Here is a 14,357-nt window from a genome sequence, read left to right as displayed (position 1 = left end):
TTACCAAACTTGCCCCGGAGGGCACTGCCGCGGGACTGGGAGGGATTCTGCAGCCCGATCGACTGGCGGTAACAGTGCGCATCAATGATGTCTCGGGCGTGGCCGGGTTCATCTGTCCCGGCAGCCGGGTGGACGTGTTGGTCACCCTGCGGACTCCCGGCGAAAGAAATGAAAGTTTCTCAAAAATCGTCTTGCAGAACATCAAGGTGTTGAGCACCGGCCATATCTGGGGCCAGGTGACCGAACAGGATAAGGGATCAGTTATCAAAGAAGTGATGCCCAATGTGCAGACTACGGCTACCTTGGAGGTAACCCCGGAGCAGGCCGAAATCTTGAATCTGGCCAGCACCCAGGGCAAGATCCGGTTGGCTTTACGCAATAAACTCAACACCGCGGAGGTGGCCACCGGGGGAGTGGTTACTTCGGATCTGGTCCGAACCACGGGCAGGAGGAATCAGGCTCAGGGTTTGCAGTCAGGTCGAGCCGTAATTGTCATAAAGGGCTTGCGAGTGTCCTCGTTCAATCTCTAGGTGGCCCCGGGAGGGTAAGAAAAAACTTTGGTATATAAGAAACTTATGAAAATTTTGTATTGAAACTACAACCAGGAGGGGCTATAATGCCCATTAGTTTGATTTCTGATCCTAAAATGTTTCAATTTCTATCTATCGTTGACTGGGTTTATAATGTCAAGCCCGAACAGTTGCAGCGCCTGAACATTTGCAGTCTGGAATGAAAAGCAGTTTGGGCAATTATTTAAAGTTTCAAGCCAATAATTTTCCAAACCTTAAATATCCAGGTAATATTGATTATCAGCATGAATAATCTGGTCTCAGGGGGGGAGATAAACATATCTAATTACAGCGCCGATAAGGAAATCGGGTGTTGGTAATGGGGGGGGGAAGAAGGTGGCTAGATCAGGGGCTATCCGGGTAGTAGGGGTAATTCTGTTCTTCCTGGGTATGGTAGAGGCGGCCACTGGGGCCGGTCTCCTGGAGCGCCTGAAAGATCAGGAGATCACTCAAACCTTGCAGCTGCGGGTGGGACGCTCCAAGGTGTTACGGTGTCCGTTTGCCATCACTCGCATTTCGGTGGCGGAACCGGCCTATGCAGATATTGTTCTGACCTCGGAACGGGAGATCTATATTATCGGCTTGGCGCCGGGGGTGACCAATCTCAATCTCTGGGGCCGGGGGAAATCCCAATTCACCACGGTCACGGTGATGGTGGAGGCGGATGTCACCGCGCTCAAGGAGATGCTGCATCGGGTCTTGCCGGAGGAAAAGATCAAGGTCCAGGCGGCGGGAGATTGCATCGTGTTGTCGGGCGAGGTTTCCAGCCTCCAGGCTCAGGAGACGGCCATGAATCTGGCTCAAGCTTTTGCAAGCGGCCAGAAAGGCGGAGGGACACCACCACCATCCGGTGCCGAGGTCCGCGCCGTTTACAGTGCCAGTGCCACAGCAGCGGATACGGTTGGACCAGGGCAGAAAACCGCAGAAAAGGCCCGGAAACAAGAAAGAGTGATTAATCTGATGCATGTCGGCGGGGTGCAGCAGGTGATGGTGGCGGTGCGGGTGGCCGAGATCAACCGGAATGTGGGAAGACGCATTGGCATCAATTTTTCGGGGCTTTCACACAGTGGTAACTTTGGGGTCAGTTTGCTGGACGATCTGGCCGGTATCACCGATTTAACCCGCACTTTTGGGGCTACCAGCTGGACTCAGCTAATCGGTGATGACATCACTGCCATCGGCGGCTGGACCGCGGGGGGCATTCTATGGACCGCGTTCTTTTCGGTGTTGAAGGAAAAGGGCTTGGGCCGCATCCTGGCCGAGCCTAATCTGGTCACCACCAGTGGTCAGACGGCATCTTTTTTAGCCGGCGGAGAATATCCCATCCCGGTTCCGCAGCATTTCCAGACCATAACCATTGAATACAAAAAATATGGCGTGGGGCTGTCTTTTACCCCCACTGTACTCAATGATAGGAAGATTGCCATGCGGGTTACCCCCGAGGTCTCAGAGATTGATGAAAGCTTAAGACCTTTAGAGATTTTCGGATATCTGGTTCCAGGCCTGCGGGTGCGCCGCACCGACACCCATATTGAGCTTGAGGATGGCCAGACCTTTGCCATCGCTGGGTTGCTCTCGGAAAACAGCCGGAATATCAGTAGAAAATTCCCTATTTTGGGGGATATTCCCATCCTGGGCACCCTGTTCCGTTCCAGCTCGTTCCAAAAGAATGAATCGGAATTGGTAGTTTTGGTAACGCCGCATCTGGTCAAGCCTATGCCCACCAAGGAGGTGAGGCTGCCTACTGATAGTTATATTGAACCAGATGACCTGGAATTTTATCTCTTAGGAGCGATTGAAGGCCGGAAGAAACCCCCAAGCCCACATCCTTCACCCCAGAATGATTTACCCGAGGGATTCGGATATCAGTCGCTACAATAAGGGGGGACCATGCTAAAAAGCTATCGAGGGCAACAGAAGGGATCCCTGGCCAAAATCTGGTTGGCGATCGGGTTGGTTTCCTGGTGTCTTACCGGGTGTACCTATCCGAGTTATGTGGAGAGAGATTATGGCTGCTCGGTGGAAACCAATAAGGTCAACCAATTTGTATATCCGGAAGCGGGACTCTATGAAGCTACCGCTTCCGTGGGCCTGTCTCCCCGGGCCGGGGTAAATGTCAATGAAAAATATACCAAAAGCTTCATAGAAGAGCCAAAGGCAGAGCGCGCCCCTTATTTTGGTATATTAGAAGAGAGTGATTAGGTCGGTTAAACAGGAAGATAACTCTTTCCTTACATTATTTATGATGGAAGCCTCCAGGAGTTAGAAACGAAACAATGGCCGAAGTCCTTTTGCTAACCATTTTATATGAGAGTGACTCCCAGGAATTGGTCTCACCGGAGCTTTTGGAGACTATTCCCAAGTTGCGGGTATTGGAGCATAGGACTGATCCCGAGGGCTTTTTATCTGAGCCGGGCAGTGTCAAGCCCGATCTTATTCTGGTGGTCCTGAAGGGGGAGGCAGTCCTTCCCGATTGGCTGGAAAAACTTTTACAATTTTACCCTTCTGATGCAATCATAGTCAGCTCTGCGAGCCGACATCCGGATTTTTTAATTCGCATAATGCAATTGGGGATACGGGAGTTCTTACCTTTGCCTTTAAACCCAATGGATTTAAAGGCCGCTATTGAAAGGGTTCGAGCTGCATTAAAAGAGAAAAAATCTACTGAAACCAGACGTGGCCAGATGGTGGTGGTCACCAGTCATAAAGGTGGCGTGGGAGCCACGGCCATTGCCATTAACCTGGCTATGGCGTTGGCGGAGTTGCATCCCCAGAGGGTAGTGTTAGTGGATTTAGGGCGGCCCTTCCCGGATGTGGCCCATTTTCTGAATCTGAAAGGCTCTTATAGTATTACGGACCTACTTCAGAATGTTAACCAGCTTGATCCCGTATTCGTTCGCAAGGTCTTGCAACAACATGAAGGCAATCTTTATATTGTTTCTGGTAATCCCGATTTGAATGGACAACAGACCTTTGAACCTGAACGGCTGGAAAAGTTGTTCTCAGAATTACGAAATCTATATGACTGGCTTGTTGTCGATCTAAGTAACTGGATAGATAATATATTTTTTATGGCGATCCGAGAGGCTGATCAGGTATTGTTGCTAACGGAGCTTTCCATCCCTGATCTAAAGAATCTAAAAAACTTATGTGAAGTTTTATACCAACGGAACTTGTCGTTACAGAAGGTAAAGGTGCTGGTCAATCGCTATTATAAGCATAGCTTTTTGGAATTTAAGGATATTGAGCGTCTTCTGCACAAACCCGTGTCTTTTACCTTACCTAGTGACTTTCCCGCCATGATCGCGGCAATAGATCAAGGGACCTCCCTGCCCTCGGTGGCCCCCCGATCAAAGTTGTGGCGCAGTTTAAAACTTCTGGCTAAAGAATTGGATAGCGAAAGCCGATCAAAAGATGTAAAAGAGGCTGCCAAACCTGGTTGGCTGCGTCGAATATTTTCCAAAGAGGTGACCGAATAAATGGCCTGGTTAGTAAACGACCCAAAAGGCTTAAATAAGAATGGCGTAGTTGAGACTCCAACTCCAGATTTGTCTGAGTCCACCGTGCGGTCTGATACAGATCGAGAAACCCGCCTTTATGAGGTAAAGAACCGGGTACATCGTCGACTGGTAGAGCGCCTAAATTTTTCGCAACTGGAAACCATGGAGGAATCCAGGGTAGCCGAGGAGATTCGCCGGGCGGTTCTAGTACTCTTAGATGATGAACCAGTTCCCTTAAATCTGGAAGAGCGGGCCCGCCTGGTCCAGGAACTGGAGTTCGAAGTCTTGGGTTTGGGTCCTTTGGAAAACCTGATGCGGGATCCGAGTATCTCCGATATCCTGGTTAACCGACACGACCTGATCTATATCGAACGGAAAGGCCGTTTAGAGCGGACTAATGTGCGTTTTCGGGACAACGCTCACTTAATGAGGATTATCCATAAAATCGTCAGCAATGTCGGACGTCGGATCGATGAATCTTCCCCCATGGTGGATGCCCGGTTGCCTGATGGTTCCCGGATTAATGCCGTCATTCCCCCTTTGGCCCTGGATGGGCCCATTCTCTCTATCCGGCGGTTTGCGGTCCAGCGCCCTAGCCTGGCAGACATAATCAGCACGGGCTCCGTGACTCCAGAAATTGGGGAGGTGATGAAGGCCATCGTGGCGGCCAGGTTAAGCATCCTAATTTCTGGAGGGACCGGCTCAGGAAAAACTACGTTACTCAATATCCTTTCTAGCTTCATTCCCAGGAACGAGAGGATCATTACCATTGAGGATTCCGCGGAGCTGCAGTTACAGCAGGAACATGTCTGCCGTCTGGAGACCCGGCCGCCTAATAAAGGGGGAAGTAACCGCCCGGGATCTGGTGCGTAACAGCTTAAGAATGCGGCCGGATCGCATCATTGTTGGTGAGGTCCGGGGCGCGGAGGTCATGGATATGCTCCAGGCCATGAATACAGGGCATGAAGGGTCCATGACCACCGTCCACGCCAACAGCCCCCGAGAAGCTTTACTTCGCTTAGAAACCATGATCTCTCTTTCCGGATATAACATAATGGAAAAAGCTATGCGCCAGTTGATCAGCTCCTCAATAAATGTGATTATTCAACTGGCCCGTCATACCGACGGCAACCGTCGAGTGGTAGGATTTTCCGAAATCACCGGGATGGAAAGCGGAGTGATCAGTTTACAGGATATCTTTGTTTTTGAGCGCTATGGGATAGGCGAAGGCGGACGAATTTTAGGCCATTATACTGCCACTGGGGTGAGACCAAAATTTGCCGATCGCTGCCAGGTCTATGGGGTGCCGATTCCAGATGAAGTCTTCATACCCCAGGCCACTCGAAGTGGGCGGCGCCGAGGACAACCAAAAGTCTGGTAAACAATATGGATCAGATTATATCAAATATTACCTTTAGGGATTTCATTTATGTCATAGGCCTTTCAGGTATTTTCGTAGGTATATTGATGTTTATTGCCGCGGTTTACCATCTTATTGTTGAACCTATAAGCCAGCGGCGACATATGTCTAAGCGATTGTTAGCCACCAGAAAAAGCCACCTGTTTCAAGCCCAGATATTGAAAGACGACTTAAAGCCTGAAAAGACCCCCATAATGAATCTCCTGGAGAAGGCCATAGGGAAAACCCTGGGGGCAAAATTACAATGTTCCTTACTTCAGGCTGATATTTTTTGGACCCCGGGTAAGTTCTTAACAATGGCGCTCTTATTGGGTTTTCTGGGTTTCAGCCTAGGCCTTTTCTGGGGACAAAATTTTTTTCTGGGGGTCTGCTTGGCCTTAGCCACGGGATTAGGGTTATTTTTCTACCTGCGGTGGAAAAGGATTCGCAAGTCACGTCAGTTTGAGATGCAGATGCCAGACGCCATGCAGTTGTTGGCCCGGTCCCTTCGGGCTGGCCATACTTTGCCTTCGGCCATGGAGCTGCTGAGCAACGAAAGTGCACCCCCTTTAGCCACCGAAATGCGGATCGCCTTTGATCAGCAACGTTATGGCCTGACCATGGCAGAAGCATTGGTTCAAATGGCGGACCGGGTAGACAGCCGGGACTTAAGATATTTTGTCACTGCCGTCCTGATTCAAAGCGAGACCGGTGGAAACCTCACCGAAGTTATGGAAAAGATCGGACAGATCATCCGGGACCGGCTGAATTTTAAAGCCAAGATTAAGGCACTAACCGCTGAAGGGCGTCTGTCTGCCATTATTCTGCTGGTCCTACCGGTTGCTCTGTTCTTAGTATTACTTACACTAAATCCGGACTATGAGTTAGTTTTAGTACGTGAGGAATTGGGTAATAAGTTATTGATTGCGGGGGGCATCAGCATGATTTTAGGATACTACTTCATAAATAAAATTGTTAAATCAATCGAGACCTAGGCGCTAAGGAAATTCAAGCATGGATTGGGTCATCTTAGGTGCCATAATCATTACTGTTACCCTTTTTACCTATGGGTTTTTGACTTATTGGGATAGTCGCCGGAAATTAAAAGAACGTCTTAAAAACCCAGAAAAAACTCTCTCCACAGCTTTACGTGGGAGAGGTGAGGAAGAAAGTCCTGCCCAAAAAAGATTTTTAGAACTGCTTTCCTTTTCCGGCCAATGGGCCTTAAAAGATCAGCAGGAGGTTTCCAGACTGAGGGCCAGCCTGATCAATGCTGGCTATCGCCATCCAAATGCCCCGGCCATTTATTTCGGACTGCGAGTCCTAACTGCTTTACTTCTCCCTTTTCCTTTCCTGGCTTACTGTGTCATACAGGGTAAAATAACGACGATAAATTTAATCATCGCCTTTTGGTTCGCAGGGATGGGTTTCTTCCTGCCTACTTATCTCCTGCGAGTAAAAATCCGTAAGCGTCAAGATCGCCTGGACAAAGCCCTACCGGATGTCTTAGACCTGATTATCATCTGTATGGAGGCGGGATTGTCTCTGAACGGCACCCTTAATCGGGTGGCGGAGGAAATTCGCGGGATTTACAAAGATTTCTATAATGAGTTGCTCATTACCACTATCGAGATTCGTACTGGGATTCCTTGGCATGAAGCTTTAAATAATTTAGGTCAACGAACTGGGGTACAAAGTGTCAGATCACTAGTGGCACTGATGATCCAGTCTGACCGGCTGGGCGCCAGTATAGCTCAGGCATTGCGCACTCATGCAGATTTTGTCCGGGTCCAGCGGGCTTTGAGGGCTGAAGAGCAGGCCAGCAAATTGGCAGTGAAGCTTTTATTTCCTCTAATATGTTTCATATTTCCAGCCATGTTTATTGTTATCCTCGGGCCGGCAGTCATCCGTATTAGTAAAATCCTATTACCAACATTAGGACAATGAGTAAATCATCAAGGGGCGATCATGGCCAGAAATAGATTGGGGAATACTAAATTTATCGGGAGGATAAAAGATTACCTAAAATCAGCCGTAATTCTGCTGATAGTTGGCTTTTTAACCAGCGGCTGCGGCAATCGACCGATCTATAATAGCTGGCTGAAGCAGTTCTCCACCCATGTACGTCCATATTATGGAGATATCAACAGGTTACAGCAAAATGCCCGCTATTTTAAAATGATCGGCAAACCTGAACTGGCCATTAAGGATTTGGAAGAAGCCCATCGTCAGTGCCCTGAAGATCTAAAAGTGATAAATATTCTGGCCCGAACCTACGACGAATTGGGAGAATTTGACCGGGCCCAAGAGCTCTATCAGCAAGGTCTGGCTCAGCAGAGCAAAAACCCTGCGATGATCAATAATCTCGGTTTTTCTTATTATCTGGCGGGCAAATTCCAGCAGGCTGAAGATTGTTTTCGGAAGGTCTTGGTTCATGAACCCAATAATCTATTAGCCCGTAATAATTTGGGATTACTATTATGTCGTCAAGAGCGTCTGGAAGAAGCTCGTCAACTGTGGACAGAAATTGATGGGCAAGCCCAGGCCCAGAAAAAGATGAAGGAAGTTCTGGCCATGCTGGGTATGAGAGCCCCTGAGATCTACGCTCAAAAGTCGCCATCGAGGCCGATCTCAGCCCCGAGCAGCATGGAGCCAGGAAACTTTCCCATTTCAGAGGCCAAAAAAGTCGCTGCCAAAGAACCATCCCACGAGGTAAGGTCTGAGCCAGAGAAACAACCCATGGCTGCAAAGGAAAAACCAGTCGTTTCCGTGGAACCAAGCCCTTCCAGAGTTGTCACTTCAAAGAATATCCAATCTGCAGCCATAGAGCAAAAACCTTACCAATCGGCTGATATCACTGCAAAATTAGAAGAACCGAGCATCTCTCCAAAGGCAACTCCGGTCGCTACTGAATCCGTAAGACCTGACGAAATTACCGTGTCGAAGCCTGAAAGATCGGAGACGACAGACCAGCAAGCACCCAAGTTACCTATATTAACTGCTCAGGAGCTTTTGGAAACTGCCATCGACATCCGCAACGGCAACGGCGTAAAGAATATGGCTCGAGACACTCGGTCCAGGTTATCCCTGGAAGGATTCAACGTAGTATCCATAGCCAATCACATAGATTTTGGCGCCAGGAAAACTTTAATTTATTATCGTCCTGGCAAAGATAGAGTGGTTAAGGTCTTGTCCCGCAAATTCTTCCCGGTTGCCAAAGCCGAGGAATCGCTGAACTTGCCCAGCTGGTCGGATGTTAAGATTATACTGGGCCATGATCTGGTTCCGCAAAATACTTTTCTGGCTAAATTAGCCAAATGGGTAGAATAGGCGAACTCTTATGAGGTACCCCAAGCGTCTGGTTTTCTTGGCTTTACTATCAGCTCTGACGATTTTCCTTAGTCAATGCGCTCGTAACCAGGCTGCTTCTAAGCCGCGTCTCCTAAGCAAAAGTGAATTCGCTGATTTTAGTGAGGCTTACAGTTCGTGGAGTGATCGGCGTTCCTCTTCAAAGACCGAGGGGTTATCCGATGAACAGCTAGAAGCCTTGGCAGACATGTTTTCCCGCCTCGGGGAATACGAAAGCTCTTTATTCAACTACCTGCAACTCCTTAAAGACCAGCCGGAAAATTACCATCTGATGTATAAAATTGGAGTGATATTTCTCCTCCGAGGGCAGTTGAAGGCTGCCCAGAAAATGTTTGCCCAGGTTTTGCTCCACCAGCCAGACATGCTGGAAGCTCATGAAGCCCTGGGTCTGATCAACTTGTTGAGCAAACAATATTCTAAGGCGATTAACGAATTTCGCCTAGTCCTGGATAGCGATTCCCAGCGACAAAAGGCCCGTTATTTTTTGGGAATCACCTATTTGGGCGCCGGTGAGCCCCGAAAGGCCATATCCGAACTTGAAGCTGCGGCTCGATTCAATCCAGACAATTTAGCTACCATTATTGCCTTGGGTCGCGCTCATAATGAGCTGAAACAATATCAACAGGCTATTACATGGTTAGATAAGGGGAAGAGTCTGGATCCCAAAAACGTTAAAATCAATCGTCAACTCGGCATTGCGCTGGCCGGGTTAAAACGTTATCGGGAGGCGCTACAGGCTTTTCAACAGGCCGGTGACGAAGCGCAGGCTTACAATAACATCGGCGTTTATTACTTTATGGATGGAAAATACGAAGAAGCCGCCAAGTGCTTCCAGTTGGCCCTGGAATTGAGCCCGACCTTTTATGATAACGCCAAAGCCAATCTTGACCGGGCCCTAAAAAAGTTAAATGAAAATAAACCCGTACCTGACCCGACTTAGCCTTTAAGTCTCAGCCTTAACGGCTGAACTTCCAATTAAGGGGGGTTGGCAGGGGAGTTGGAGGTGAGGGCCGGGGCCGTCGGTCCCCCGGCCCTCACCTCAGATTAACTTTCTAATGCTCCGAGTATAAATAAACACCCAAGGTAAGAGACCGGGAGGAAAAGATGAAAAAAAATCTGGTGATTGTGGGAATCCTGTTAATTGTCCTGGCTTGCGGACAGAGCTCGAATAATCCAACCCCCGAGCAACTACTCCAGACCGGCGAATCCCATTTCAAAAACCAAGAGTATGATCAGGCCATTGACTGTTTTCAACAAGTCATCCAACAGGAGCCGCGCGCCGCGGCAGCCTGGAATATGTTGGGCATGGCTTACCGGTTCAAATATAACAAACTGCGTCAACCGGAATTACGTACCAAAGAGATTGAGGCCTTCAAGAAAGCCATTGAAGTCGACCCCAAATTCTGGGTAGCCATGATCAACCTGGGGTCGACCTATTACTATCAGGGAGAGAAGGCCAAGGCCGCCCCGTTATTTGAAAAAGCCCTGGAACTTAATCCCCAGCACCCGGAGAAGGCCCAATTGGAAAAGATGGTTGAGGAGGGTCGGCAGCAACAGTAGAAGGGAAAAAGCATTATTGCTAATTGATCTTAGGGGCATAAGACATCGTGCCCCTTTAGTATTCATGGAGATCAATCTTTCCCTGAGTTCGTGGCTGATAACGGGGTTCCCCCGGTTTCCTGATCAATCAAATCCTTAACGCTTAGCTTTTCTAAATTTGTCTTCTGTTTGCCTTCGATTAAGCGCTCCAACCAAAGTACTGGGCTGTTTTTCATTGAGAGAGACGGACTCAAAGCTGCCCAGCGCCGTTGCCGTAAACCATTGATTACTTCCAGGGTCGAGACCCGGTCCAAAGGCCGTTGCGGCAGATACGTCGCCAGTCCCTGACCGTCGCTGGTGGCAAGCTCGACCACCAGACCGCTCAGTTGCAGAGCCTTAACCAGTTCCAGGGCAGAGTTTGGTTCCAGGGAGAACAGCTCAGTTAATTCATTCAGGGTCAAGGGTTCCTGTTCCCGATAGAAGCGCTTGCCGATAGCCATCAGCGCCGCCAGGCCCAGGTATTCATCCACGTTCTGGCCCTCCTGGTGGGGTCGGCGGAATTCTTTGACTAATTGAGGCAGGTGTTGATGGGCGAAGGCGACTTCGCTGCCGAACAGGATCACCAGCCAGCTCCAGAAAATCCAGATAATCAAAAATAGCAGTTGATAGAGGGCCCCGTAGATGGCATTGTAATAAGTTGCGGTGGCCTGGAACCATAGAAAAATCCATTGGGCCACCTGCCAGAGGCTGCCCCCGACAATGCCCCCCAACAGGGCGGACAGGAACCTGACCCGGGTGTTGGGCATCACTAGGTAGATAAAGGTAAATGCTAACCAGATCAGACCGAAAGAAATCAGATAACTCGAGGCGGAATCGAAAATCCCCGGTAAAACCGTCTGGAAAAAACCCCGGATGGCAGGATGTCCCCGGATAGCGGTAGCTATCGACAGTGAAACGGCCATCAGCAAGGGCAGTAGCAGAAAAATGCTCAGGTAATCGCTCAGTTTGCGCCACCAGGGACGGGTATGGGGAACACCCCAGACCTCATTAAAGGCTTGCTCGACATTGGTCATCACCAGGACCAGGGCCACCAGCAGCCATATCACTCCGAAAATGCCCAGGGAGGTTACCTTAGTGGCCTCGATGTAATTGAGAATCTGCCGGGCAAATTCCTGGGAGCCGCCGGCCAAGCGGGGAAGCAGTTGGGCTGCCAACAAACGCTGTAAACCCAGGCCCTTAAAAATGGCAAACAGCAGAGCTAGCAAGGGAATCAGAGCTAGAACAGTGGAATAGGCCAGGGCCGAAATCCGGATCAGCGATTTTCGGCGGATCAACCCGTGGAAAGCCAGAACGGGGATCTGCACCGTGACTGAAAAAATGACGCAATGTGGGAATGTACTTGACCATAATTATAGTTTACCTTAACCAGAGATCATTCTATGAAATTTTAGCGATAGTATCTAACAACACTAAGATATTAAATTAATTTATGAAAATCTAGTTTTAGCTGCCGGATTTGGGAAATCAGGCTTCTTTGGACTATTTTCAGATATTCCGGGTCGATTTCAAACCCGATAAAATTTATCCCCAGCCGAACACAGGCTTGGGCGGTATGTCCCAGTCCCAGGAAAGGATCCAATACTAACTTCACCTTTTCCAACCCGTGCAATCTGAGGCAACGCTCCGGCAGCGCTACCGGAAAGGTCGCCGGATGGGGGCGGTCCTGGTTCCGACGCACGATAGTCTGGTAGGGGATAAACCAGGCGTTGCCCCGGCAACGGCGGTCTTCCCGGGCTTGGTGCCAGCGGCCGATATTGCTTTTGTCCTGATAGGGGACGCCGATGGCCAGCCGGTCCAGTTCCACGTCCCCGGATTTGGTCAGGTGGAAGATATATTCCTGGCAATCGTTAAGATAGCGGCGGCTGTTGATCGGCTTATAGTGGCCAACGGCGATATCACCCAACAGGCCGGGGTAATTGCCGACCTGACTTTTTTCAATGGCAATCGATTTTATCCAGTGGATAACGTTTTGTAAAACAAAACGCTTGCGCATCACCTGGGCCACCTCGAAGGGCCACCAGGGGGCTGAAGGTTTGCTGCCGAAATTAAGAAACAGCGACCCGCGGTCGTGCAGCACCCGCTTGACCTGAACGGCCCAGCGGTCGAGCCAGTCGAGATATTCCTGCCGGGAGATATTGTCCTGATATTTATTATAATTAATCCCCAGATTATAAGGGGGCGAGGTGACCACAACGTCCACGCTGCCGGGGGATAGATGGCGGGCCATGCCTTCCAGGCAATCCTCCAGATACAGGGTCAGGTGCGTCCCTCCGACCGTGAGTCTTATCGGTGAGGACGATTTAAGCTGATTTTCCGCAGACATCTTAGCATTAACAACCGATGAGAACGAGCGACAGGTCATTCCCTCAAGATTTAATGCATTTCAAGACTGGTAGAGCCGGTCCAGGGTTTGGTCCAACCGGGTCTTGACCTCTTTTAAGGGCGGCAGTTCCGGTACCTGGGGCAGGTTATCTTTTTCCAGGTTATACCGCCGAAAGGCCATCCGGGCCGCCAAGACCTCCCGATCACTGGCACTCAGGCCTCCGGGCAGGCAAGTGTCTTCGCCTTCCAGGGCCTCGATCTGGGAGACGATCAGGTTGAAATCATAGTTGAGATTGAACTTGGTGATATCTTCGTTGAGCAATCGGCAGTGGCTGACCAACTTGCCATAGCTTTCCCGCAAGTGTTCCACCATCTGTCGCAGTTGCCCATAAATATCATGGATCAGGTGCTTGAAACGCCGGCGCCCGGTTAACCCCCGAGGGTGGTAGTCACACAGCCGGGCCTTGCGGTCAGCTAAGGACATCCGGTGGAATTCGTCGTAGAAAGGCGGTTCGGGAATTCCTAAGGCTTGACAGACGGCGGTAATTCCGGCTTCCGACCCCAGGGCCTGGTAAAGGGCGGCAAATTGTCGGGCTACCTGGCTGGCTTCCTGCCGATAGGCCGCCACTTTTTCTTGCAGAAGCTCAAGATCTTCTTCCAGATAATTCCGTTCGGCAAAATAATTATCAATTATCTCTTTCTTAATGAAAATTTTCAGCGCATCCAGAGTATGATCTATATCACTCATGACAATTCCCAGAGGTGGTTGGTTTATCTTGGTTATCATAAGCGGCGGCTGCTTGGGTGAGCAGAAAATCATCGATAGACATCTCCAGCTCGCCGCCCTCGCTTAACTCTACGGTGATGGTGCGACTGATGACGTTTTGCCGGATAACTTTGCCCCATCCTTGGGGTAGTTTTACCTGTTTGCCGACGCGAGGCAGATCCTGTTTGAGTTCAAGATAGGTTGCATATTCGTAGCTCAGGCAGCACATCAGTCGGCCGCAGAGTCCGGAAATCTTGCTGGGATTGAGGCTCAGGTTCTGCTCTTTGGCCATTCGGATGGATACCGGCTCAAAATCCTGGAGAAAAGTGGCGCAACATAAAGGGCGGCCACAGCAGCCCAGACCGCCAATCATTTTGGCTTTATGGCGTACTCCGATCTGACGCAGTTCAATCCGGGTGTGAAACTGCTGAACCAAATCGCGCACCAGTTCCCGGAAATCCACCCGCTTGTCGGCGGTAAAGTAAAAAATCATCTTGTTGCCGTCAAAAAAGCTCTCTACCCGCACCAGATGCATGGGGAGTTGTCGCGCCTTGATCCGTTCCAGGCAGAAATCGTAGGCTTGTTTTTCCCGTTCATGATTGCGTTGAGCCTGTTCCAGATCTTCGGCGGTGGCTATCCCCAGAACTGGCTTGAGGGGTCGCATCGGCAGCTTGGGATTCGGGGGCAGTGGCGCGCGGACAACAATGCCCATGCCGATGCCCTGCTCAGTTTCAACGATTACCTTATCGCCTGGAGACAGGACAAAATGCCCGGAATCGAAATCATAGATCTTGCTTTGGGGATGGAAACGGATTTTAACGATTTTATGCATC

The 14,357-nt window shown here is 49.8% G+C and carries 13 protein-coding genes and 1 pseudogene; 10 read left to right on the top strand and 4 right to left on the bottom strand.

Annotation, left to right across the window (positions count from 1 at the left end; translation table 11 throughout):
• The 10 genes and pseudogenes from cpaB to JRG72_04015 form a co-directional block, all read left to right on the top strand.
• Window positions 1–530 (top strand): Flp pilus assembly protein CpaB (gene cpaB / locus JRG72_04060; protein MBW2134397.1); only part of this gene is annotated, 530 nt, incomplete at its 5' end.
• A gap of 375 nt (window positions 531–905) precedes the next feature.
• Window positions 906–2,450, top strand: coding sequence for a type II and III secretion system protein family protein (locus tag JRG72_04055; protein ID MBW2134396.1), 1,545 nt, complete (start codon window positions 906–908; stop codon window positions 2,448–2,450).
• A 9-nt stretch (window positions 2,451–2,459) separates the two neighbouring features.
• Entirely contained in the window at window positions 2,460–2,771 is a 312-nt protein-coding gene (locus JRG72_04050) for a hypothetical protein (protein MBW2134395.1), read from the top strand.
• Between the two features lie 74 nt (window positions 2,772–2,845).
• Window positions 2,846–4,048 carry an AAA family ATPase gene (locus tag JRG72_04045; GenBank protein MBW2134394.1) on the top strand — a complete coding sequence of 401 codons (1,203 nt, stop codon included), beginning with the start codon at window positions 2,846–2,848 and terminating at the stop codon, window positions 4,046–4,048.
• A pseudogene (locus tag JRG72_04040) lies at window positions 4,049–5,450 on the top strand (CpaF family protein).
• 143 nt (window positions 5,451–5,593) lie between these two features.
• Window positions 5,594–6,463 (top strand): type II secretion system F family protein, encoded by an 870-nt coding sequence (locus tag JRG72_04035; GenBank protein ID MBW2134393.1) that lies wholly within the window; start codon window positions 5,594–5,596, stop codon window positions 6,461–6,463.
• 19 nt (window positions 6,464–6,482) lie between these two features.
• Window positions 6,483–7,415: a type II secretion system F family protein gene (locus tag JRG72_04030; GenBank protein ID MBW2134392.1), complete on the top strand. Its 933-nt coding sequence runs from the start codon at window positions 6,483–6,485 to the stop codon at window positions 7,413–7,415.
• A gap of 21 nt (window positions 7,416–7,436) precedes the next feature.
• Entirely contained in the window at window positions 7,437–8,798 is a 1,362-nt protein-coding gene (locus tag JRG72_04025; GenBank protein MBW2134391.1) for a tetratricopeptide repeat protein, read from the top strand.
• Between the two features lie 10 nt (window positions 8,799–8,808).
• On the top strand, window positions 8,809–9,777 hold the full coding sequence (locus JRG72_04020; protein ID MBW2134390.1) for a tetratricopeptide repeat protein: 969 nt from the start codon (window positions 8,809–8,811) through the stop codon (window positions 9,775–9,777).
• 164 nt (window positions 9,778–9,941) lie between these two features.
• Complete coding sequence (locus JRG72_04015) at window positions 9,942–10,397, top strand: tetratricopeptide repeat protein (GenBank protein ID MBW2134389.1); 456 nt, start codon at window positions 9,942–9,944, stop codon at window positions 10,395–10,397.
• A gap of 71 nt (window positions 10,398–10,468) precedes the next feature.
• On the opposite strand, the gene JRG72_04010 is transcribed toward JRG72_04015, so the two are convergent.
• From JRG72_04010 to JRG72_03995, 4 genes are all read right to left on the bottom strand, one after another.
• Entirely contained in the window at window positions 10,469–11,740 is a 1,272-nt protein-coding gene (locus JRG72_04010) for a YihY/virulence factor BrkB family protein (protein MBW2134388.1), read from the bottom strand.
• Window positions 11,741–11,853: 113 nt separating this feature from the next.
• Window positions 11,854–12,759 (bottom strand): site-specific DNA-methyltransferase, encoded by a 906-nt coding sequence (locus JRG72_04005; GenBank protein MBW2134387.1) that lies wholly within the window; start codon window positions 12,757–12,759, stop codon window positions 11,854–11,856.
• A 60-nt stretch (window positions 12,760–12,819) separates the two neighbouring features.
• Window positions 12,820–13,506: a hypothetical protein gene (locus JRG72_04000; GenBank protein MBW2134386.1), complete on the bottom strand. Its 687-nt coding sequence runs from the start codon at window positions 13,504–13,506 to the stop codon at window positions 12,820–12,822.
• Entirely contained in the window at window positions 13,499–14,356 is an 858-nt protein-coding gene (locus JRG72_03995; GenBank protein ID MBW2134385.1) for a stage 0 sporulation family protein, read from the bottom strand. Before JRG72_03995 ends, JRG72_04000 begins: the two co-directional genes overlap by 8 nt.
• Between the last annotated feature and the right edge of the window lies 1 nt (window position 14,357).

It is taken from the genome of Deltaproteobacteria bacterium (assembly GCA_019309545.1).
Lineage (GTDB): Bacteria > Desulfobacterota > Desulfobaccia > Desulfobaccales > Desulfobaccaceae > Desulfobacca_B.
This window is presented reverse-complemented; position numbering and strand designations above follow the sequence as displayed.